Annotated in this window: 20 protein-coding genes; 9 read left to right on the top strand and 11 right to left on the bottom strand. The window is 64.2% G+C overall.

Annotated features, from left to right (window positions below; all coding sequences use genetic code 11):
* Positions 1-244: 244 nt before the first annotated feature.
* The 6 genes from ASF54_RS13675 to ASF54_RS16700 form a co-directional block, all read right to left on the bottom strand.
* Positions 245-1,219 carry a D-alanine--D-alanine ligase family protein gene (locus ASF54_RS13675; protein WP_055964250.1) on the bottom strand — a complete coding sequence of 325 codons (975 nt, stop codon included), beginning with the start codon at positions 1,217-1,219 and terminating at the stop codon, positions 245-247.
* Between the two features lie 53 nt (positions 1,220-1,272).
* Positions 1,273-2,577 carry an aminotransferase-like domain-containing protein gene (locus ASF54_RS13670; RefSeq protein WP_055964246.1) on the bottom strand — a complete coding sequence of 435 codons (1,305 nt, stop codon included), beginning with the start codon at positions 2,575-2,577 and terminating at the stop codon, positions 1,273-1,275.
* A gap of 99 nt (positions 2,578-2,676) precedes the next feature.
* Complete coding sequence (trxA, locus tag ASF54_RS13665) at positions 2,677-3,003, bottom strand: thioredoxin (protein WP_055964244.1); 327 nt, start codon at positions 3,001-3,003, stop codon at positions 2,677-2,679.
* 59 nt (positions 3,004-3,062) lie between these two features.
* A complete protein-coding gene (trxB, locus tag ASF54_RS13660; RefSeq protein WP_055964242.1) occupies positions 3,063-4,046 on the bottom strand; it encodes a thioredoxin-disulfide reductase in 984 nt (327 codons plus the stop codon).
* Positions 4,047-4,216: 170 nt separating this feature from the next.
* Positions 4,217-5,941 carry a murein biosynthesis integral membrane protein MurJ gene (murJ, locus tag ASF54_RS13655; RefSeq protein ID WP_162237141.1) on the bottom strand — a complete coding sequence of 575 codons (1,725 nt, stop codon included), beginning with the start codon at positions 5,939-5,941 and terminating at the stop codon, positions 4,217-4,219.
* Positions 5,938-8,169 carry a DUF6049 family protein gene (locus ASF54_RS16700; protein ID WP_055964239.1) on the bottom strand — a complete coding sequence of 744 codons (2,232 nt, stop codon included), beginning with the start codon at positions 8,167-8,169 and terminating at the stop codon, positions 5,938-5,940. Before ASF54_RS16700 ends, murJ begins: the two co-directional genes overlap by 4 nt.
* 108 nt (positions 8,170-8,277) lie before the next feature.
* On the opposite strand from ASF54_RS16700, the gene ASF54_RS13645 reads away from it, so the two are divergent.
* The 6 genes from ASF54_RS13645 to dnaB all read left to right on the top strand — a co-directional run bounded on the left by ASF54_RS13645 (position 8,278) and on the right by dnaB (position 13,541).
* On the top strand, positions 8,278-9,702 hold the full coding sequence (locus tag ASF54_RS13645) for a CCA tRNA nucleotidyltransferase (RefSeq protein WP_055965367.1): 1,425 nt from the start codon (positions 8,278-8,280) through the stop codon (positions 9,700-9,702).
* A gap of 126 nt (positions 9,703-9,828) precedes the next feature.
* A complete protein-coding gene (gene rpsF, locus ASF54_RS13640; protein WP_055964237.1) occupies positions 9,829-10,218 on the top strand; it encodes a 30S ribosomal protein S6 in 390 nt (129 codons plus the stop codon).
* A gap of 2 nt (positions 10,219-10,220) precedes the next feature.
* Positions 10,221-10,793, top strand: coding sequence for a single-stranded DNA-binding protein (locus tag ASF54_RS13635; RefSeq protein WP_055964234.1), 573 nt, complete (start codon positions 10,221-10,223; stop codon positions 10,791-10,793).
* Between the two features lie 43 nt (positions 10,794-10,836).
* Entirely contained in the window at positions 10,837-11,097 is a 261-nt protein-coding gene (gene rpsR, locus ASF54_RS13630; RefSeq protein WP_055964231.1) for a 30S ribosomal protein S18, read from the top strand.
* An 18-nt stretch (positions 11,098-11,115) separates the two neighbouring features.
* Positions 11,116-11,568, top strand: coding sequence for a 50S ribosomal protein L9 (rplI, locus tag ASF54_RS13625; RefSeq protein WP_055964228.1), 453 nt, complete (start codon positions 11,116-11,118; stop codon positions 11,566-11,568).
* 563 nt (positions 11,569-12,131) lie between these two features.
* Positions 12,132-13,541 (top strand): replicative DNA helicase, encoded by a 1,410-nt coding sequence (dnaB, locus tag ASF54_RS13620; protein ID WP_055964225.1) that lies wholly within the window; start codon positions 12,132-12,134, stop codon positions 13,539-13,541.
* A gap of 502 nt (positions 13,542-14,043) precedes the next feature.
* Here the strand turns inward: dnaB and ASF54_RS13615 are convergent.
* Positions 14,044-14,454, bottom strand: coding sequence for a hypothetical protein (locus ASF54_RS13615; RefSeq protein WP_157510204.1), 411 nt, complete (start codon positions 14,452-14,454; stop codon positions 14,044-14,046).
* A gap of 92 nt (positions 14,455-14,546) precedes the next feature.
* Between ASF54_RS13615 and ASF54_RS13610 the strand changes: the two genes are divergently transcribed.
* A complete protein-coding gene (locus tag ASF54_RS13610; RefSeq protein WP_055964219.1) occupies positions 14,547-14,921 on the top strand; it encodes a hypothetical protein in 375 nt (124 codons plus the stop codon).
* Positions 14,922-16,167: 1,246 nt separating this feature from the next.
* On the opposite strand, the gene ASF54_RS13605 is transcribed toward ASF54_RS13610, so the two are convergent.
* The 4 genes from ASF54_RS13605 to ASF54_RS13600 form a co-directional block, all read right to left on the bottom strand.
* Positions 16,168-16,470 carry an IS3 family transposase gene (locus tag ASF54_RS13605; RefSeq protein WP_055965364.1) on the bottom strand — a complete coding sequence of 101 codons (303 nt, stop codon included), beginning with the start codon at positions 16,468-16,470 and terminating at the stop codon, positions 16,168-16,170.
* A gap of 114 nt (positions 16,471-16,584) precedes the next feature.
* Positions 16,585-18,987 (bottom strand): hypothetical protein, encoded by a 2,403-nt coding sequence (locus ASF54_RS16520; RefSeq protein ID WP_157510202.1) that lies wholly within the window; start codon positions 18,985-18,987, stop codon positions 16,585-16,587.
* Complete coding sequence (locus ASF54_RS16515) at positions 18,984-19,496, bottom strand: hypothetical protein (RefSeq protein ID WP_162237140.1); 513 nt, start codon at positions 19,494-19,496, stop codon at positions 18,984-18,986. The genes ASF54_RS16520 and ASF54_RS16515 overlap by 4 nt, the downstream gene beginning before the upstream one ends.
* Positions 19,497-20,480: 984 nt before the next feature.
* Positions 20,481-20,873 carry a hypothetical protein gene (locus ASF54_RS13600; RefSeq protein ID WP_055964217.1) on the bottom strand — a complete coding sequence of 131 codons (393 nt, stop codon included), beginning with the start codon at positions 20,871-20,873 and terminating at the stop codon, positions 20,481-20,483.
* Positions 20,874-21,255: 382 nt separating this feature from the next.
* Here ASF54_RS13600 and ASF54_RS13595 point away from each other — a divergent pair, with 382 nt between their 5' ends.
* Positions 21,256-22,167: a GIY-YIG nuclease family protein gene (locus ASF54_RS13595; protein WP_055964214.1), complete on the top strand. Its 912-nt coding sequence runs from the start codon at positions 21,256-21,258 to the stop codon at positions 22,165-22,167.
* Positions 22,160-22,613, top strand: a 454-nt coding sequence (locus ASF54_RS16695; protein WP_162237139.1) for a hypothetical protein, incomplete at its 3' end; no start/stop codon positions are given. The genes ASF54_RS13595 and ASF54_RS16695, both read left to right, overlap by 8 nt.

Raw genomic sequence — 22,613 nt, 5'->3', positions numbered from 1 at the left:
ACCCGCTAGGCCGGGACAGACCCGCTAGGCCGGGACAGACCCGCTAGGCCGGGACAGACCCGCAAAGGCGGCATAAAACCCGAACCTAGGGCGGGTGTTTAGGCCGGTTGTGCGGGTTTGGGCCGAGTGAGCGTGTCTAGGCCGGGCGCCTGGGTCCAGGTCGAAGGGGCGAACCCAACGTCAACACAGAAGGCAGCGCCACTACCAGCGCCACCAGCACCACCACCCCCCCCAGCACCGAACCTCAGGCGCTGTGGTCAGTGATCGCCTTCTGCGCGAGCTCGGCGTAGACCCATCCGAGGTCGTAGCCGGCCGCCTCGAGGGCCTGCGGCACCAGCGACGTCTCGGTGAGCCCGGGCAGCACGTTGACCTCAAGGAACCACGGCGTCCCGGCTGCGTCGACGATGATGTCGACGCGTGACAGGTGGCGAAGCCCGAGGGCCTCGTGCGCGGCCACCGCAGCGGCGGCGGCAGCCTCGGCAACCGACGACGACAGGCGGGCGGGCGTGAAGAAGCGGGTCTCCCCCGCGTTGTACCGCGCCTCGAAGCCGTAGAACCCCGACGTCGGCACGATCTCGACGGCAGGCAGGGCTATGGGGCCATCGCCCGTGTCGATCACTCCGATGGCGATCTCGGTGCCGACGATCTTCTGCTCGACGATGACGTCTTCGCAGTACGTGTAGGCATCGACCATGGCGCGGGGTAGACCAGCGGCGGTGTCGACGACCGTGACACCCTGCGCGGATCCACCGCGGGCCGGCTTCACGACGACGGGCACCGGGTGCTCCTCGGCGATCGCCTCGAGCACGCCGGCGGCGCCGAGTTCGCGGAACGAGTCGTGAGACAGGGTGATGCTCCGCGGCGTGTGAATGCCGGCGCGGGCGACGAGGGCCTTGGCTGTCGGCTTGTCCCAGGCCAGCCGAGCTGCCGTCGCGCGAGACCCGACGAACGGGATGTCGACGGCCTCCAGCAAGCCACGCAGAGCACCGTCTTCGCCGCTGGCACCGTGCAGGACAGGCCAGACGACGTCGGGACGAGTCGTGCGGAGGTGCTCGAGCAGCGAGGCATCGGGGTCACGCAGCTCGACCTTCACCCCGTGCGACACCAGGCTGTCGGCAACGCGTCGACCGGAGCGGAGCGACACGTCGCGTTCATGGCTGATTCCGCCCGCCAGGACGGTCACGGTGCGGAGGGAGGCGGGGACGAGGGGCGTGGTCATGAGAGTGGCGCCTTCATTTCGGTGCGTGGGGCTGGATCCTGCGTTTTTGCTGGTCAGAGGGTGTTCGGAGGCGGGTTTCCGACGCTCTGACGCGTTGGAGTCTGCGTGGTGATCGACGCACCCGAGAAAGTGCGCAGCAGATCGAGCTCGCCATTGATGACGGTGGCGAGTCGAGAGACTCCGAGGCGGATCGACTCGGGCGTCGGGTAGCAGAACGAGAGACGGATGTTGTTGCGACCCTGACCGTCGGAGAAGAATGCCGTGCCGGGCGTGTACGCGACCAACTCTTTGACCGCGCGGGGCAGCATGGCCTTCGCGTCGAGCTCGTCGGGCAGGGTGACCCAGACGAAGAAGCCGCCGTCGGGTTTGGTCCACGAGAGGCTGGGCAGGTACTCCCCTAGCGCCGAGAGCATCGCGTCGCGCCGTTCGGCGTAGATGCCGCGGAAGGTGTCGATCTGGCCCTTCCAGTCGGTCTGGTCGAGATACTCGGTGATGACGAACTGACCGAACGACGACGGCGAGAGCGTGGCCGACTCGTTGGCGAGAATCAGCTTTTCGCGAATGGCGTGGGGGGCGAGCGCCCAGCCGACCCGGAAACCCGGCGCGAGTGTCTTCGAGAACGAGCCGAGGTAAATGACTCCCTCGTCGTCGACCGAGCGCATCGCCTGGGGCGCCGGCTGGTCGAAGTAGAGCAGACCGTACGGGTTGTCTTCGAGCACGAGGATGCCGTGCGACCGGCAGATGTCGAGGATCTCGAGGCGACGAGCCCAGGTCAGAGTGACGCCCGCGGGGTTATGGAAGTTCGGGATCGTGTAGAGGAACTTGATCGGCTTGCCCGCGGTTTCGAGGGCGGTGATCGCCTGGCGGAGAGCCTCAGGATCCAGCCCCTCGTCGTCCATCTCGACGTGTACGACGTCCGCTTGATAGGCGCGGAACACGCCCAGCGCTCCGACGTAGCTCGGAGACTCGGCCAGCACCACGTCACCGGGGTTGATGAACAGGCGCGTGACGAGGTCGAGGGCCTGCTGCGAGCCGGTGGTGACGACGACGTTGTCGGCGCTCCCCCGGATGCCCTCCATGGCCATGATCTCCATGATGTGCTCGCGGATCGCCGGGGTGCCCTGGCCGGAGCCGTACTGCAGGGCCATCGCGCCGTTATCGCGCATGACCTTTTCGATCGAACCCATCACCATCTCTTTGGGCAGGGCCGAGACGAAGGGCATTCCGCCGGCCAGGGAGACGACCTCGGGGCGGGAGGCGACGGCGAACAGGGCCCGGACCTCAGAGGCGCTGAGGCCTGCGGTGCGGTCGGCGTAGCTGTCGTACCACGGATCGAGGTTGGTGCCCTGGTTGGTCATGCGATGCCCTGTCTGTGTGAGGGGTTTCGGTCAAGGTTAGTGAGTTAACAAAAGAAAGCCCGCCCAGCGTGGTTGCTGGGCGGGCTTTCTGACGGTTGTCTACGCCAGGAAGTCCGCCAGGTCGGCCTCGAGGGCCGGCTTGGGCTTGGCGCCGATGACGGTCTTGACGACCTCGCCACCGCGGTAGACCTTCATCGCGGGGATGGAGGTGATCTGGTACTTCATCGCGGTCTGCGGGTTGTCGTCGACGTTGAGCTTGACGATCTTGATCTTGTCGGAGTGCTCCGACGCGATCTGGTCGAGGATCGGCGAGACGGCGCGGCACGGGCCACACCATTCGGCCCAGAAGTCGACGAGGATCGTCTCGTCGGAGTTGAGGACTTCGGCCTCGAAGTTGGCGTCGGTGACTGCTGTTGCGGTGCTCATAGTCTTCCCCTTTCGTGGAGAGTCAAAGATTGTGAAGCGAGAGGGTCAGTCGGCCTGAATCAGGCGCTGACGGTGACGGGCTCGGCGGGCTGCTCACCCAGGGCCTGGGCCACGAGCTGCTGGTCGAGACCGGCGAGGTAGTGCTCGACGTCGAGGGCGGCGACGGTACCTGAACCGGCAGCGGTGATCGCCTGACGGTAGGTGATGTCGATCACGTCGCCCGCGGCGAAGACGCCGGGGAGGTTGGTCTTCGATGAGCGACCCTGGACCGCGATCGTGCCGTCTTCGGTGAGGTCGAGCTGGCCGTGCACGAGGTGCGTGCGCGGGTCGTTGCCGATCGCGATGAAGAGGCCCTCGAGGTCGAGGTGCGACTCGGTGCCGTCGACGGTGTCGGTCAGCGTGACGCCGGCCGCCTTCTCGTCACCCGTGATCGCCGTGACCGTCTTGTTCCAGAGGAACTCGATCTTGTCGTTGGCAAACGCGCGGTCTTGCATGATCTTGGAGGCACGGAGGGTGTCGCCGCGGTGGATGACGTAGACCTTGGTCGCGAAGCGCGTGAGGAACGTCGCCTCCTCCATAGCCGAGTCGCCGCCGCCGACGACCGCGATCTCTTTCTGCTTGAAGAAGAAGCCGTCGCACGTGGCGCACCACGAGACACCGCGGCCCGACAGACGCTCTTCGTCGGCGAGACCGAGCTTGCGGTAGGCCGACCCGGTCGCGTAGATGACGGTGAGCGCCTCTTCGACGGCTCCGGAGCCCAGTGTGACCTTCTTGACGTCACCGGACAGGTCGACGCTGACGACGTCGTCGAGCAGAACCTCGGCGCCGAACTTCTCGGCCTGCTCCTGCATCTTGAACATGAGCTCGGGGCCCTGCAGACCGTCGGGGAAACCGGGGAAGTTCTCGATCTCGGTGGTCTTCATGAGCTCACCACCCGCCTCGACGGAGCTGGCGACCACGAGGGGCGCGAGACCGGCTCGACCGGCGTAGATCGCAGCGGTGTAACCGGCTGGGCCGGAACCGATGATGATGACCTGGCGCATTCGGAACCTTTCGATTGGGTGGCAGATCGAATTACCCGATCGCCTGTGCGGTGAAACCCATCCTAACTTCCGGTTATTCCGCGCGTCCGCGCGCTCACAGGCGGCGTCAAGACAGCGGGCCAGGGCGCAGGATCCGGGGAACGCCGCGGGTGGTCAGCGCGAGGAGCCGCTCAGCGCCGCAGCAGCCTCCGAGCCTTACGGAACACCGGCTGCGTCATGGCCGACAGCTCGGGAATCCGGGCGCCGGTCAGGAGGAGGAAGTACACGAACGCCATGATGAGGCCGGCGACCAGCATCGTGATCAGGGCATTGGCCGGGTTGGATTGCCCGAAGCCGTCCGGGCTGTAACCCCCCATACCGGATACAACGAGGAAGCCGATCGCGCCGGCGATGAGCGAGAACAGCAGGAACTGCACGTGGCGGCGCAGCACCCAGCGGCCGTCCATGCCGCCGAGCTTGCGGCTGACGAGGCGGAGCGCCACGACCGTCTGGGCGCTGCCGGCGATCGAGGTGGCGACGGCGATCGCGACGGCGATGCGGTCTGCCGGCACCGTGACCGAGCAGACGACCACGATCGCGACGAAGACGCCCGACTGGATGAGCTGCAAGAAGAAGACGGTGCGCTGGTCGTGGAACGCGAAGAAGACTCGCTGCACCAAGAACAGGATGCTGAAAAGGATGAGCCCGGGCATGAACGCCAGGATGACGTGGGCCATCGACTCGACGTTCGCGAACTCCGACTCGTAGATGCGGGCGAATGGGAAGGCGACGACCGAGATGGCCACTGTCGCGAAGACGATGAAGAGGCCGATGGTGCGCATCGAGTCGGAGAGGTTGTTGCGAACGGCCCGACGGTCGCCGCGATCGGCGTGCTTCGTCATGCTCGTGAAGTAGGCCGTGGCGATCGAGACGGTGACGATGCCGTGCGGCAGGAAGAAGATCAGCCACGACGCCGCGAGGGTCGCGTTGGACGCGCCGACGTCGGTGCCGAGCGACGCGACGCGACTCTGGATGATGCCGGCGAGCTGGGTGACCAGGATCAACGCGAACATCCAGCCGGCTGCCCGACCGGTGTCGCGGAGGCCCACCCCGCGCCAGTGGAAGTCGGGCGAGAAGGTCAGGCCGGCCTTCTTCCAGAAGAAGAGGAGGAACCCCGCCTGAGCCGCGACTCCGAGGGTCGCCGTGCCCGCGAGCACGACGGTCTTGGCGGTCGTCCAGTCGTCGACGAGGGTGTTGCGCGATCCGAACAGCACGATGAAGACGACGAGCCCGAGGATCGCGACGACGTTGTTGACCACGGGAGCCCAGGTGAAGGGGCCGAAGACTTGACGGGCGTTGAGGATCTCGCTGAGCAGCGAGAAGACCGCGTAGAAGAGGATCTGCGGCAGACACCAGTAGGCGAAGGCCGTGGCCAGCACGATGCCGCGCTCGGTGAAGCCCGCTCCCCCGTCGGCCCCTCTCGACGAGGCGTAGAGGTTCACTAAGAAGGGCGCTGCCAGGGTGGCTATCAGCGCCACGGCGACGAAGGCGGCGAGACCGAGCGTGACGATCTTGTTGATGTACGTCTGACCGCCATCGGCGCCCTTGCTCGCGCGGACGATCTGCGGGATCAGGACTGCGCTGAGGAGGCCACCCGCGACCAGCGCGTAGATGGTGTTCGGCAGCTGGTTCGAGACGGCGAAGGCGTCTGCCACGCTGCTCCCGCCCTGGCCGATCGCGACGGCGAGCACGGCCGTCTTCGCGAAGCCGAGCACACGCGAGATGATCGTGCCCGAGGCGAGCAGGGCGCTCGCACTGCCGAGGCTGCGCGGAGCGGGCGTGCGGATGACGGGGATGACGCCGGTCGAGGGGTCAGGATCCGACGCGGACGCGCTGGTGGGATCGATGGCGGTCACTCGTCGGTCACTTTCGCCGTGGGATCCTTCGTGTCTGCTTGTGCGGGTGCCTCGGCGGGGCCGGCGGTCGCGCCGCGCCCGCGGCGACGCCGGCGGATGTTGCGGTAGATGCCGCCGCCGAACAGGGCGATGACCGCGGCTGCGAAGACGAGGGTGATCAGGGTCTCCCAGCCGGCGCGCACGTTGATCTCGACCTGCGAGGGTGTGGAGATGGTGGTTCCGTCGCTGCTCGACAGTGTGAGCGTGAGAGTGACCTTGCCGTTCGCGACCGACTGCACCGGCACGGTCACGCTCGTGCGCGACTTGGCCTGGATGGTCACGGCGACGTCGTTCTTCTCGACGTTGAGGTAGCCGTTCGAAGGGACGACGCGGAGCTTCACGACCGCTGCCGAGTCGGTGTCGTTCTGCAGCGAGATCGGGAGCGACGACCGGTCGCCGAGCACGTTGATGGGGCTGCCGTCGACGACCGAGATCTGGCGGGTGATCGCGTCGGCCCGCGTGACGGCCTTGGCGATCTCGGTCTTCAGGCCGCTGATGTTGCCGCTCCACGCGTTCGACGACAGCGCGAGCATGCGCAGGCGTTCTTTCGCGGTCACGACGGCGGGCTCTTTCAGAGCGGAGGCGAATTCGGCGACGTCTCTGTCGGCCTCGATGAGAGGACGGAGGGCGTCGACCCGGGCCTTGGCGGCCGACTTCGACTGGAGCGACGCGGTGGAGGACGTCGCACTGAGGGCCCGGGTCAGCGTGTTCGGCTTCGTCCAGGTCAGCTTCGACAGCGCGCGGAGCGTCGACTCGAGGCGGGAGCCGGTCGTGGCCCAGTCGCGACCGACCGTCGCGAAGAGCGCGCGGGCGTCGCTCGGCCGTTCGTGCGTGAGGGTGGCGAGCTCTGCCGACAACTCGGCGATGTCGCCGCGCCACTCCGGGGTCGTCTCCGCCGACACGGCGTCACGCAGGAGGCCCGAGAGGGTGGAGTCGGAGACGAGCGCCCCGCGCCCGCCGATCGTCGTCGCCGCGTTCTCCGTCGCGGTGCCACGCGACTTGACGTTCGTGCTGGAGAGGATCGTCGTCGAGTAGCCGCTGGAGGAGAAGACGGGGAGGTCGTCGGATGAGACGGTGCCCTCGATAGGCCAGGCGACGCCGTCTTGGGTGTAGTCGAAGGCGAGGAGCGAGTCGGTGGTGGGCACCTCGGAGGTCGGCGGGATCGTGGTCGCGGTGGGGTCGGGAGTCGCGGTGCTGCCGCTGCCGGTGGAGTCGGGGGCGGTTGTGCCGGATCCTGAGGTCGCTGTGGCGGAGGGGGCATCGGACGCCGGGCTCGCCGACTGCTCGGAGGTATAGGAGTCGGGCTCGCTCTTCTGCTGAGCCGCGATCTCGGCGTCGAAGTCGATGGGAGTGGCGAGGGTGGTGGCTCCGGCCTGGCGCGTGCCCGAGATGTCGGAGTCGGCGTAGGCGAGGGCGAACGTCTGGTTGGGAGAGGTCTCGAGCCGATGCAGCCACTCGACGGCCGACGGCGGAGCGACGTTGCCGAGGATTCGGATGGACGCGAGGATCATCGGGTCGATGCCGAGGGCCACCGTGCGGCCGCGGACGGCATCGAGCTCTTGCGTCAGGATGCCGTTGCGCGAGGTGTACGACGCCAGAGCCTCGGCCGAGATGAGCCCACTGGTCGACTCGGGCACCGTGATCGGCACGGCGATCGCCAGACCCGTCGGCTCGAAGCTGTCGTTCGGGTAGTAGACGACGCTGGAGTGCGCCTCGGTGATGTCGATGCCGTCGGCGCTGTACCGCGCACCGAAGGCCTTCGCGCCCCAGTCGGATCCGGCGAACGAGAGCGTCGACTCGGGGATCGTGACGGGAATCGAGGCGCTGGTGCTGCCGGCCGAGAGAGCGGGAACGGTGACGGTCGTCATGAACGAGCCGAGGGCATCGGTCACGTCAGAGGGCGAGCGGTCGAACCACGACTCGATCTGGTCGCGGCTGGCGAAGGTCGCTCGGTCGAGATAGAGACGGACCGCCCCCTCGCCCAGATCGTCGTCGGTGCCGTTGGTCACGGTGATCGTTGCCTTGAGGTCGTCTCCCTCTTCGATCACGCCGCTGGCCGCGGGCGCGACCGACACCGTGACGTCGTCGCCGGTTGCCGCATCGGCAGGGCTCGACGACATGCCCGGCAGACCGGCCACGAGGGCGACGGCGGCCAGGAATGTGACGGCGGCGGCGGCAATTTTTCTCATAGATAAGGAGTGCGCCCTGCGAGCGGTGGATCTCGTGCGGGCAGGCACGAGTCTAGAGAAAGACTCCAAGGAACCCTGGGCGCCGTGCCTATGGCAAGCTTGGTCGTCATGGATTCCGTCGCGGAAGCACTCGAACGACTCGGCCAGCTCGCCGAGACGAGCCGTGTCGACCGCCTCGCTCGGGCCTTCCACAAGGCCGGTCACGAACTGGCCCTCGTCGGCGGACCGGTGCGCGACGCCTTTCTCGGCCGCCGGGTCAACGACCTCGACTTCACCACCTCCGCGACCCCCGACGAGATCCTCGCGATCGTCGTGCCGATCGCCGAGGCCCACTGGGATGTCGGTCGCGCTTTCGGCACCATCGCCGCCCGCATCGAGGGCGAGACCGTCGAGATCACGACCTACCGCAGCGACGTCTACGACGGCGAGACGCGCAAGCCCGAGGTCGAGTTCGGCGACACCCTCGAGGGCGACCTGATCCGCCGCGACTTCACCGTCAACTCGATGGCGCTGCGCCTGCCCGAGCGAGTGCTGGTCGACCCATCCGGAGGCGTCGAGCACCTCCTCGCACGCACCCTCGAGACCCCGGGCACCGCCGTCGACTCGTTCCGCGACGATCCCCTGCGCATGATGCGCGCGGCCCGCTTCACCTCGCAGCTCGGCTTCACCGTCTCCCCCGCCGTGCTCGCGGCGATGACCGACCGCGCCTCGACCCTGTCGATCGTGTCGATCGAGCGGGTCAACGATGAGCTGTCGAAGCTCCTCAAAACGAAGGATCCCGTGCCCGGTGTCCGCCTGCTCGTCGAATCGGGCATAGCCGACCTCGTTCTCCCCGAACTCCCCGCGATGATCCTCGAGCGCGATGAGCACCACCACCACAAAGACGTCTTCGAGCACAGCCTCACCGTGTTGACCCAGGCGATCGGCTACGAGGCCGAGCGCCACCCCGGCGACGCCCCCGACCTCACCCTCCGCCTCGCGGCCCTGCTGCACGACTGCGGCAAGCCGGCCACCCGCCGCCTCGAGCCGGGCGGAGTGGTCACCTTCCACCACCACGACGTCGTCGGGGCGAAGCTTGCCAAGAAGCGGCTGAAGGCGCTTCGCTTCGACAACGACACGATCGCGGCGGTCTGCCGGCTGATCGAGCTGCACCTCCGCTTCTTCGGCTACACCGAGGGCGCCTGGACCGACTCGGCCGTGCGGCGCTACGTGCGCGACGCCGGCGACCAGCTCGAACGCCTGCACATGCTGACCCGCGCCGACGTCACCACGCGCAACCGTCGCAAGGCCGACCGCCTCGGCTTCGCGTACGACGACCTCGAGACGCGCATCGCCGAGCTGCGGGAGCAGGAGGAGCTCGACTCCCTCCGCCCCGACCTCGACGGCGTGCAGATTCAAGAGATCCTCGGCATCAAGCCGTCGCGCGAGGTGGGCGAGGCGTACCGCTACCTGCTCGAGCTGCGCACCGAGGAGGGGCCGCTCGGCGCCGAAGAGGCCACGAGGCGGTTGCTCACCTGGTGGTCAGAGCGCTGACCCGGTAGGCTGTCAAGGTTGCTTACGGTGGCCGCGGATCCTTCGCGCCTTGCCTGAGCAGCTATGCAACTACCCTCCTGCCACAGAAATACTGTGGCCGTTAAGTCCGAAGGAGGTGGGTTAGACATGCATCAGTACGAATTGATGGTGATCCTTGACCCCGAGATCGACGAGCGCACTGTCGCTCCGAGCTTGGACAAGTTCCTCAACGTCATCCGCAACGACGGTGGATCGATCGACAACATCGACATCTGGGGCCGTCGTCGCCTGGCCTACGAGATCGCGAAGAAGACCGAGGGCATCTACGCCGTCGTCAACCTGACCGCGAACCCCGACGCCACTAAAGAGCTCGACCGTCAGCTCGGTCTCTCCGAGGCCGTTCTGCGCACCAAGGTCCTCCGCGCTGAAGAAGGCATCGAGATGGTCGCCAAGGCCAAGAAGCTCGCCGACGAGAAGGCCGCCCGCAAGGCTGCCGCTCCCGCCAAGGCGCCCGCCGCAGCTACGGCTGCCGAGTAGTCATGGCCGGCGAAACCGTCATCACCGTCGTGGGCAACCTGACTTCCGACCCCGAGCTGCGCTACACGCAGAACGGTCTCGCAGTTGCGAACTTCACGATCGCGTCGACCCCTCGCACGTTCGACCGCGCGTCGAACGAGTGGAAGGACGGCGAGGCGCTCTTCCTGCGTGCCAGTGTGTGGCGCGAGTTCGCCGAGCACGTCGCCTCCTCGCTGACGAAGGGCTCCCGCGTCATGGCGCAGGGTCGTCTGAAGCAGCGCTCGTACGAGACCAAAGAGGGCGAAAAGCGCACCTCGATGGAGCTCGAGATCGACGAGATCGGCCCCTCGCTCCGCTACGCCACCGCTCAGGTGACTCGTGCCTCGTCGTCTCGCGACGGCGCCGCCGGCGGGTCGTTCGGCGGCGGTCGTCCGCAGGGCCAGGGTGCAGTCGGCGGAGGCCAGCAGGCCCCGGCCGGCGAGCCGTGGGGTCAGCCCGCGGGTGCCGGTGCGTCACAGGGCGGCAACACGTCGTCCGGTGATGTCTGGAACACCCCCGGCGGTGGCGGCACCTACAACGACGAGACGCCTTTCTAGGCCCTCGATCCTCTTCACTTCTTAAGACTGAAAGCAGAACACAATGGCTGGAAAGAGCAGCGGCGACCGCCGCAAGCCCCTCCGCGGAAAGGGCGGCAAGAACGCCGCCCCCGCGAAGGCGATCCGCGTCGGCGTCATCGACTACAAAGATGTCGCGACCCTTCGCAAGTTCATCTCCGAGCGCGGAAAAATCCGTGCTCGCCGCATCACCGGCGTCTCCGTCCAGGAGCAGCGCCTCATCGCCCGTGCCGTGAAGAACGCCCGTGAAATGGCGCTCCTCCCCTACGCCGGCTCCGGCCGCTGATCCGCTAGGGAGTAGCGAATGTCCAAGGTAATCCTCATCCACGAGGTCTCCGGCCTCGGTTCGGCCGGCGATGTCGTCGACGTCAAGAACGGTTACGCCCGCAACTACCTCGTGCCCCAGGGCTTCGGTGTCGTGTGGACCCGTGGCGGCGAGAAGCAGGTCGAGCAGATCAAGTCGGCCCGCGCCTCGCGCGAGCTCAAGACGATCGAGGAGGCGAAAGACATGAAGGCCCGCCTCGAGGCCGTCAAGATCACGCTTCCTGTCAAGACCGGTACCGGCGGGCGCCTCTTCGGCTCCGTCAAGCCGGCTGACGTCGCCAACGCCGTCTCGGCGCAGGGCGTCGGCACGATCGACAAGCGCAAGGTCGAGATCCCCAACGCCATCAAGCTGACCGGTGAGCACGAAGCCACCATCCGTCTGCGTGAAGACGTTGTCGCCACGATCGCCCTTCTGGTCGTCGCAGCGAAGTAACACCTCCTCTCTGCCTCGCAGAGACCCAGTAGCGGCAGACACTCCGGTGTCTGCCGCTACTGGCGTTTAAGGGCCCTGCCACCCGGTCTGATGGACGGGCACAGACGTGCTGGAGCTACCCCCGCAGGGGACAGGCTGTCAAGTGTTTTGTGCACAGGGGCGTCTTGTTTCCGCAACCTTCAACCCCGCATTCACACAACTTTGCGCACAGCCTCTGTGGAAACAGAAACCCCTGGTCAGGATCCTAAATGGTCACCAATATTCTTTTCTCTCCACAGGTCTGTCCACAGTTCTCCCCAGGTTGCCCCGGCGTTTCTCCCACATTTTCCACAGAGTTATCCACAGGGGCATTTGGTCTCGCGGGGGCCAAGTCTCTATGGTGTGACAGCGCCCCTCAGCGGGCCAGCGATCATCGCCCGACACGATGGCTCAGGGGTGTTTTCTGCCTGTGATCTCGGGCAGTTCTGCCGTGCCCGGCGGCGTGGTCGTCGTGCTCTCCGGCTGTGGTGTCGGAGGGTGGCGGTAGAACGGTTTTTGTTACTCAACGTTTGCAGGAGGCCCCCGTGTCGATAGCCCATCTTGGTCTCGCGCCCAACGCTTCCGGCGACGGTCGAGGCGACAAGCCGGGTTACGACGGCGGCAACGGAGGCGGCTACGACCGCCGCACTCCCCCGCACGACCTCCTCGCCGAGCAGAGCACCATCGGCGGCATGCTGCTGTCGAAAGACGCCACTGCCGACGTGATCGAGACGGTGCGCTCGGCCGACTTCTACCTGCCGAAGCACGAGGTCATCTTCAACGCGCTGCTCGGGCTGTACTCGCACGGCGAGCCGACCGACGTGATCGCGGTCACCGACGAGCTCACGAAGGCCGGCGAGCTCAGCCGCGCCGGTGGGGCCGAATACCTGCACACGCTCACCGGGCTTGTGCCGACCGCAGCGAACGCCGGGTACTATGCGTCGATTGTCGCCGAGAAGGCTGTACTGCGCCGCCTCGTGGAGGCCGGCACGCGCATCGTGCAGATGGGCTACGCCAGCGAGGGCGAGGTCATCGACCTCGTCAACAACGCGCAGGCCGAGGTCTACAACGTCGCCGGTGGCGTGCAGACCGAAGACTATGTGCCGCTCACCGACGCCGTTACGGTCGCCATCGACGAGATCGAGGCCGCCAAGGGCCGCGACGGGCAGATGACGGGCGTGCCGACCGGCTTCGCCCAGCTCGACGCCCTCACCAACGGCCTGCACCCCGGCCAGCTGATCATCGTCGCCGCGCGCCCCGCGCTCGGTAAGTCGACGCTCGCCCTCGACCTGTGCCGTGCCGCGTCGATCAAGTACGACCAGCCCTCCGTCTTCTTCTCGCTCGAGATGGGGCGCTCCGAGATCGCGATGCGTCTGCTCTCAGCCGAGTCGAGTGTGCCGCTGCAAAACATGCGTAAGGGCACCGTCGACGCCCGCGACTGGACGACCATCGCCCAGACCCGCGGCCGCATCAACGACGCCCCCTTCTACATCGACGACTCCCCCAACATGACGCTCGTCGAGATCCGCGCCAAGTGCCGTCGCCTCAAGCAGCAGGTCGGCCTCAAGCTCGTCGTGATCGACTACCTCCAGCTGATGACCTCGGGCAAGAAGGTCGAGAGCCGCCAGCAGGAGGTCTCGGAGTTCTCGCGTGCCCTCAAGCTGATGGCGAAAGAGCTGCAGGTGCCCGTCATCGCCCTCTCGCAGCTCAACCGTGGCCCCGAGCAGCGTGCCGACAAGAAGCCCGCGATCAGCGACCTCCGCGAGTCGGGCTCGCTCGAGCAAGACGCCGACATGGTCATCCTGCTCCACCGCGAGTCGGCCTACGAGAAAGACAACCCGCGCCAGGGCGAGGCCGACTTCATCGTCGCCAAGCACCGCAACGGCCCGACCGACACCATCACCGTGGCCTTCCACGGCATGTTCTCGCGGTTTGTGGATATGCCTAGCGCTTAGGTGCTTGTTGTCCGCCATCTAAAGCGTCGCTTTGCCACTTAACTCGTCGCTATGTCAAAATCGTGACGGGTTGCGTGGCGGTTGGGGTCCTAGTCTTCCGAGTGAAGGTGCGTGCTCAGTCGTAAGTGCTGCAGCCGACTGTTGACCATGACGCGGTTGAAGAGTCGTACCTCTGCCGTGGCCGACTGTTCGCACTTCAAACGGACGCGCAGAGTGCCGCTGGCCTAGAGGATGTCTAATCGAACTCACCGGGCCACAAGTTGTGTGACGCAGCTGTCCCGACAGGGGTTGTCGACACATGAAAGATTCAGAGTCGCATTTGACGGGATGATGTCGCGAGTCGTTGCCCTTGGTTGCTGGCGGCCTGTCGTGTCGGCTGCCAACTAACTTGTTCGACTGCCAGCCACTGTGTCCGAGATCGAAACGCGGACGGCCCTATCGCCCTGGCACCCTCGGGAGTAGCGTGCTGGGCTCATGGGGGTGCAGCTGTCGAGCCGGTCCGTCAACTGGCGATCAGGGTTGTGACCAGCGACACCAGCACCACACAGGAGGTCAAGACGGTGGCGACTACGGTCGTCGTACGCGACCGGTCCGGCGCTCGCGTACGTCGCCACGCTGTCACCGTGCACGCCACAGCAATTACGGCCAACGGCAGGACGACATAGAAGCCACCGATCCGGGTGATCTCCTTGAAAAGGTGCCCGTGGCCGGCCTCTCCTTGGCTGGCGGCATAGATGAGACCACTGCCCAGCAGCGCCGCCACCCCCAGCACCGCGCCGATCAGTGCTGCCGTGAGCCCCGTTGCGGCGATGACGATGCCTGATACTGCCCACGCAGAGCCTCGACGCCGAGTCGGCACAGCGGACTGCTCACTCCATGCCGGAACCCGGCTGCCGCTCCCCCACGTCTGCATGACGCAACTCTGCAATGTGTCGCGCTCCCGGCGGAGTTGGTGTGTGGCACGGTGGGAGCGGAGTCTGTGGACGCCGCCGAGAGGGAGATGCGATGAGCCAGCAGTTCGTGTTCTGGAGAACGAGCGAGCACCTCGACGCTCGCGCCGTGTACGAGGCCCTGATGGAGGGCGAGCCGGTCGTGGGGCTCGATCTGCTCGACCTCGACGCGGCGGAGCAGGCGCTCATCGGGGTACTCCCGGACTGGACGGTCGAGGCGCGTCGTGCCGACGGCGGTGAACAGACCATGCTCTTCTCGCCGGACCAGCGTGCCAGCATCGATGCCGGCTACTCGCCCGAGAGCGTCACTGTGAGCTGCTCGTGGATGTCAGAAGAGCAGTACAACCTAGTCATCCAGGCGATGGCGACGCTGCATCTCCCGCTCTACGACCCGCAGATCGACGAGCGGTTCGACTCGGTGCCGATCTGACCACGCCCGCGACTGCGATCGGCCGCCGTCTCGACGCAGCCCGCGTGAGGCGATCCATCACGAATCGGTCCTAGCTCTGGGCACGGAGCGAGGCGGTCGACAGTTGTTGCGTGGTTTCCAAAACGAAGTGTCGCTTTCCAGACTTCCGTGTCGTACGGCTGAACGCGGGTTCACCCTGCCTTACGGCGACCGCATGATCTGCCCTTGCACTGTTCTTATGTCCGAGACATACAGTCGTGGGTTCGTGGCAGCGATGTCTCGCCTCACTGAACGGGATCCGCGGTTTCACGGTGTGCCGGCTGGTGGCTCTACCGCGATCACCCGGGCGTTTGGGTCGTGATCTTCCCCGTCGCCAGCGACCGTTGACGACTGCTGGCACTGCCGCTGTCCGGTGATGAAACTATTAAACGACTGCGGTGGCTGCTGCAGATGGGCCCCTGTTCCTGTGAAGGGCGACAAGTCAATCTGTCAGGGCCTCGGAGCCGGGGCATCCACGGTTGGAGGCTTTCTCGGCCACGAAGCTAACTCTGCAACTTCTTAGGGTTGTTCTTCCCGCTGCCGGGTCAGAGGTTTCAGCCCCGCAGCGAGAAGCACGAGAACGCATCGCCGGACTGTCTTGCCGCGGCACCCACGATGTAGCCGGCGCTACTCGGCGTTGGTCGGTCGCCCACCTCGGCCGCTGCCTCCCTCTCCCTTGGGCGATATCGCCGACGTGTGTGCGATCGACGGCTAGAGGTGTGGCTGGCTCTTTCGCATCTCCGGATCACGGGCGCTGCCGCCGGCATGCGCGCCTGACGACGACACAGAAAAGAGACCGTCGCGAGTGCGTCATGCGGTCACGCCACCCTCGACGCACACTCGGGCAACTCCAATTCCGGCTCCCCGAGCGTAGTCAGGGCGCCGCGCTGCGCGGTGAGCTCCTAAACGTCGGTCCATACGGGTCAACCAAAATGGCCCGAGGAGGTCATGCCGGGGCAGCCTCAGAAGGGGCATCGTCACCGGAACGTTTTTCGGTCCACCAACTGAGACAGCCGGATCGCCGCAGCTCCGAGGGACTGGTTGCGGTCGGCGATTGTCCGGAGGACGATCCTCTATCGGACGGTGCGGTTGAATACTGCGACGAGGTCGTCAGTCAGTGCCCCGCCCGTTGGTGCCGGCGCTGATGTTCTGAAGGGTTCCGTCGCGGACGAGGGCGACGAGTCCGTGCGCGAACGCCCAGCGGCAAGGTCAAGGACCACCAGGCAACTCATTTTGGGAGTTGAGACTGGGCGAAATACGCGGCCGCCCGGCGCAGGATCTCGTTCTCCTGCTCGAGCACCCGGATCCGCTTCTGCGCCTCTTTCAGCGCCGCTTCCTCAGCTGCTGTCGTTGCTGCGGTCGACGCGAATGCGGGATCGAGGCCGTCGACATGATCGGCCACTCGGAGCCACCGTTGCAAGCACGTCTCGGATGTCCCGAAGTCTTTCGCGACTTGTCGATGCGATGCCTCGCCCCTGCGGGCGACCGCGATCACGTCACGCCGGAACTCCGGTGGATAGGCCTTCACCATGATGAACATCCTTCCAGCAGGAGCAAATGCTCCTACCGATCGGAGTCAACCAAACCGACAGCAGTCCCCACCATTGCCTCCTGTTGGCCGTCACCCAGAAGAATCGCGCCACGTCTAATTGCTCCAACCGGCCATGACGAGCTCAGCCGCTTTTCGTACGACTCGTGGCGTCTGCTTCTGCGTGCGGCCAAAGACGGGCTCCCTGAACGCCATCGGCGGATTTATGTTGAGCGATTGAAGCTGTTGAAAGCCGTGAAGAATCGCGAGAGGCACCCGGATGCCGTCGGATGCTAACAATTCGCTTACGCGACTGATTACCTGCGATGACAATGGTGTATCGAGGTTCGAAGTCAGCACCAAAGAGCGTCCAGCGGCGCCCCTAATTTCGGGGCTTTCATCGTAGGACATCTGCGCTAGCAGGACATGGCCCCATGTTGCGTCGCCTAATGGCAGCACAAAGGGTATTGATCGCGCCGCTTCTACACGGCCCTTTGAGTTATACGCGGCCAGCTGCATGACTCGCTCCATGGCCTGCTGCTCGGTCAGGAGCTGGAGTGCGCCCCCAGCTCGCAAAGCAGCGGGGAAAACCGGAAGGGGCGAAGGGGTCAAAAAGTGATCGGTCTGTGGTGCGTCCACAATTGTCGGCCAAGCGTTTGCCAACAATTTTCTGGCCGCGGCAGGAACTTGAGTCGGACGAGCTGCGATCCGCTCCAGTGCTCTCTCTTTCAAGGCATTGTCGACGCCTTGATTGGCGAGGTAGCGAGAGAGGTTTCTCCACAGAGCTGCGTCTTCGAACCTTTCAGCGAATGCAGCTGCCACTTCACCCGTATTTAGACCGCCAAAGGAGACCACGCCAGCCTGAGCCTGCTTGGCCTCGTCCCTCAATCTTCTGCCAAGCTCCATCCCGTAAGTCTCGATAAGAGCGTCATTACCTTCTGACCCAGGCGACTCCTGGTCTAAGTACCAAACGATGCGTTCCAGCCCTTGGTAATCGGAAGGGGGGGTCTCGTCGACGCCCAACCTCTTCGAAACCAGCGCGCGAATCGTTCTTAAATCAACATCAGGCGAGGAGGGAGTCTTCAACCACTCCAAAAATAGATTGCGAGTTGAATCCGACAGCGCTTCCCACTCCAGCGTGTTTAGGACGTCCGACAAGCTACCTGCAAGCACGTCGTTTACTTCGTGAGCGATCAGAGCACGAGCAGCCTGGCTCGCGACATCGTCTTGGTTATTGGAGCCTTCGAGAAGGCGCGCTAGCGTCTTCCACATGCGGTCGTAGACAGACCATCCGACCTTGCCCCAAACCCGCTCTGTTTGGGGGAATGTTAGAACGGCCCTGACACCACTCGAGAGGTCCTCTGGGGCCAGGAACTCGGCAGCCGCTTCCAGGAGAACCAGGTCCGCCTCCGTCATGCCTTCTGCGCGTGCTGCCCGCTGAAGAATACTTTGCGCCTCGAATACAAGGGCTTGGGTTGGACCCTGATTGCGAATCCAAGTCACCGCCGGCTGCAAACCCGTGACTCGTTGAGATTGTCTAAGCAGCCTCAATGCTTCTTGAGCCATCAGGACACTTGTCGGCATCGCGAGCATCAAAATTTTTCCGAGCGACTCTCTTTCGTTTCGCAGACCGGGATGTCCCGATAGCTCGGCGAGGAGTAGTGAGGCGTAGCCTTTTTCCGCAGGCGTGGCCTTGCCAAACGTTCTTTTGCCTGACAGGGATTCAAATGTCGCCTCAAAGTCGTTTTCCATGACCGTCTCGTTGGCGGCCCCGGCTCTTGATCGGATTCGGCTATCAATCCAACCCTGTCTCGACCGAACTACCCGGGTCCACAAATTTCCCGACATCCCCTCCAGCGAGGAGCGTGTCGCCCATGCGTGTTCACGGATGGAAACTATGACGTCCTTTTGGACTCGACTAGAACCCCAGCTGATTCCCTTTGAAACTTCAAACTCTTCGTATTCGTTCGCGGAAGGGGCTGGAAGAACCCGGAGAATTTCTCGCGTGTATTCCTCGGCCTCACGGAAGCGGGAGGAATCCTGGAGCCGCGTGACTAGTTGTTGGAGCAGCGCAGCCATGAGGATGCCGAAGCTGGGCGACTTTACGTTCATATCCGTACTGCGCAACTGTGGGGCAAGGTCAATCACTCGCTGAGCTGCCTCATTGGCAAGTTCAAGTTCCCCGTAGGCGACGCTTGCGTACAGGGCGGCAGCGACCCGCGCGCCAGGAATCAATCTCGTGTCAAAGGCAAGGCGCCACAATTCTTCGGCAGCCTCCGCCTGGTGGGTGTTCTCCAAGGACTTCGCCGCCTGCTCGACGAGGGCAAGTTCTAGGTCGTCGTTGGGAGCAGACGAGATGACTTCATACCTGGCTCGCTCGGTCCAGACCCGAAATTCCGTCACAAGCGCCAGCTTGGACGCCGGAGTGATTTCTTTTTGACCGAAGTTTGGATGAGGGGAGATGGTCCACGGCGCAAGGACCGCGACGACCCACTCGATGCCGAGATCTGGAAACTTCAATTGAGGCCGCTTTCTGCACGGAAGGCCGGAGAATCATTAGTAGTCGCTGTCCCTATCGATGCGGGCACGTAAGTGGCAGGGGGATTCAGCCGGGCAAATTGTTGAGTGATCAATTTGCGCGCTTCGTCGCTGAGCTGTTGATCGCCTGGAAACCGATACGCCATGCGTTCTGAACCGGCATTGAAGCCTTGATCATTTAGGAGATCGCGTACGTCCTGGATTGCCACCTTTTTGCCTCCCCTGGGGACTCGTCCACAAGCGACGACCATGAGGGTCTGAAGCGAAGTCAATGTGAGTGAGGCGAGGAGGGTCTCCAGGTGCCTATCGCTAACGATTTGCTCGTGATTGATGGCCATGTAACTCACAATCAGAATTGCAGGAGAAGCCTGAGATATGCGGATTTCCATCGCCTCGACGCCACCTGAGGCCCCGTTTAAGATGGCTGTGTCGAGCGCTCCATGCCACTCCGTGCCATCGAGTGATAGGAGTGCAGCCCAGGCCACCGTCACTGGAACTGTCACCTTGAGGAGCTCGAACTAATGACAGCAATTGACGTCCGTTCCAGGTAAATGTCGATCGGACCGCGAGCCTTGATGGAGCATTGGCTGGGGTCAATCGCAACTCGTATCGATGCCGTGTCGCCATGCAGATCCTGCTGCAAAACAGCGCCCTTTATCGCCCCAACTATTGGACCGCAGCCCGGCACCATGAGGCTCGCTCCGCCGGTACGAGTAATTTGCACGGGTACGGACGTGGAAGCCGAGGTCGTAATGAAAAATAACGCCAAGATGAGGGAAACAACAGCGACGAAGGCCGACCACATGCCCAAGTCTGTAAACAGACGTATGCGCTTGGACATTCGCTGGGCCGTATCTAAGCGCGGAGCCAACGCCTGATTTGCGACTCCCGAGGATTCATGGTGCGCGATTCGCCAAGGCCGGGCAAACCCTGCCAGCCAATGTTGCTCGTTGCCTTGTGGAGAGTACGCATGAACCAATGAAGCAACTACGAAAGTGCCAGTTGAAACAACCAGCAGAATAATCGCGACGAGTCCGAGTGTCCTTGCAAGCTCGGGTAGCCCCTCCGATGGAGAAACAACTAGCCCGGCGGCTAGGGCGCCGGCGGCAGCGGCTGTGAGAGCTGAGGTTCCGCGAGCTCGGCCTCTATACGTCTCGTTGCTTTTGCGTTCGACCTGAATGTCGGCGTCAGTCACAGCATTAGTTGGACCCACCATATTCGCCACGAGAGAATACTACTGGCTCCCCCTTCTGATCAAACGTTGCGCGGTGCCCACGACGCAGGAGCGCGGCTGCGGTTCATCTGAGCCGTCGTCCGAACCGGCTTTCAATCGGACGGCAGACGTGCTATCGAAGTTCGGCCAAGGCTCGCAAGAGGCTGGCACCGGCGTGAAAGTCAACGGGCGTGTTTTTCAGCATCCTGGCAATGATCTTCTCGAAGAAAGTGCCCGGGGCAATGTCGGAGGGCGACTCTTTTCAGAGGATGCCGACCAGGGGAACTTGGACCAAGACTGAATCAACGTCGGTCAGGATGGCGTTTGAGACAGTGGATGCGTCTGTGAGCTGGCCGGACTGGACTTTGCTGTAATCGGGCATGACGAGCATGACCGCGTGGTAGGCATCGTCTTCTTGCCCAAGTTTTGCGAGCAACTTTTTTACCTTAGGACCGAGGTTGCCGTTCTTGTCGTAAATGCCCGAGATAAGAGCGAATACGAAGCCGAGCGCGGCGAGGGGGTGACGAAATCGGAGGTTCTTGGCGTCGCCATAACTTTCTTCGACACGGTTTAGCGCGTTGTTCGCGTAACTGGCATCCATACGCTCTGTGCTGATGAGGAGCTCTGGGCCATTGGCCCAATCCGAGATCGCCACGTCGACCTGCCTAACGCGATTTTCGCGCTGTGGGCGTGAATCTCGACCCCGGCAACCTTCGGACGTTTCGCCCCAAGATCGCTCAGCCGACGAATGGCCTCGACGAGGAAGGCCGCATCGCCGGCCGAGGGCTCCATCACGGGGTCGAGGGGTGTGCGGACGGCCCAGTTGGTGATAAAGCGGGTGAGGGGTTCCGTAAAAGAATACGCCTCGCGCCTTTCGCAGGTCCGCCGTGTCCGAGACGTGGGGGAGGGGCGCCATACTCACAACTCTATTGTTGGGTGAACCGCCGACGTTCGGTGCCAACCCGCCCAACTCGCCGCTCTCGAACCGGCACCGTACCTGCCATAAACTGCGGGCGGATCAACGACGAGGGGGAGCTGTGGCGAAGTCAGGAAAGTCCGTTCGGCTGTTTCTGGTGGATGGAACACCAGGCGGCCTAGTGACCGCGGAGATCATGAACTGGACCGGTCATCTTCTCGCGGGCCCGCGTTCTGATTTGCCTGCGCTGCTTCGCCGCGAAGAAGCGCGTCGCACGGGCGTTTACCTGCTCCTGGGAGACGCGCCCGATAGCGTCGGCGGTCTCCAGGTCTACATCGGCGAGGGCGACGACATCAGCACGCGCCTCACAAATCACGCCCGAGAAAAGGACTTCTGGGAGCGCGCAGTAGTACTGACGAGCAAAGACGCGAACCTCACGAAAGCGCACGCCAGATATCTCGAGTCACGCTTCCTGCAGATCGCTCGCGAGGCGCAACGCTCGGAGCTCGTCAACGGAACAGCCCCGCCCCTCATCGCCCTCCCCGAGGGCGATGTCTCGGACATGGAGTACTTCATCACTCAAGCGCTCATCGCGCTGCCCGTCCTCGGCGTCAACGTTCTCCGCACCTCGGTAGCGCCGACCACATTGACGGCAGTGCCCACCGAGCTTCCCGAGGAAAAAGACGCTGGCACCCGGTTTATTCTCCAGAACCGCAATGAGGGGCGCATCGCCTACGCGGTCGAGAAGGACGGCGAATTCACGGTGCTCGCCGGCTCCCAAGTGCGCACCCGGCATAACGGAAATGGGTCGTACGTCGCTCTCCGGGATCGATTAGAACGCGACGGGACTATCGACACGGCAGCAGAACCTGCAGTTCTGACGAAGAACCAGGTGTTCGCCAGTCCCTCTGCGGCGGCTTCCATTGTCGCCGGTCGATCCGCGAACGGGCGGACCAGTTGGCTCGAAAAACAGACGGGCCTCACATACGGCGACTGGCAAAACCAAAACCTCGCGGAGGTCGTCAGTGAGTGACGAGACGCCGATCCGCCGAAGGACAACGCAACACATCGGTGCCGCAGGCGAACTGCTCGTGCAGTACCAGCTCCTCAAGCTCGGAATCGACAGCGCACGGCTGACCACCGATTCCGGAATCGACCTCGTCGTCTACGCACCTGCAACAAGCTCGGCCACGACCGTTCAGATAAAAACCGTGGAGCGCGCTACGCCTGCCGGAGGCACCGGCAGACACGCCATTGGATGGAATTTCCCTCATGACACGACCGCGCAGCTGCTGGCGTTCACGTTCCTTGAGGAAGATGTCGTCTGGCTTTTCACTGCTGCTGAGGCTCAGAAACTCGCTCAGCAGCGGTCACCGAAAGACGTCCGCCGCCTCTACTGGTACACCGACGACACCATGACCCAAAGAAACGGTGTCCCACTACTTCAACGCGACGTCGACCCCTACTTGCTCAGCAAGC

It is taken from the genome of Frondihabitans sp. Leaf304 (assembly GCF_001423105.1).
GTDB lineage: Bacteria > Actinomycetota > Actinomycetes > Actinomycetales > Microbacteriaceae > Frondihabitans.
Note: the sequence above shows the minus strand (reverse complement) of the source record. Positions and strands in the feature narration are given on the sequence as shown.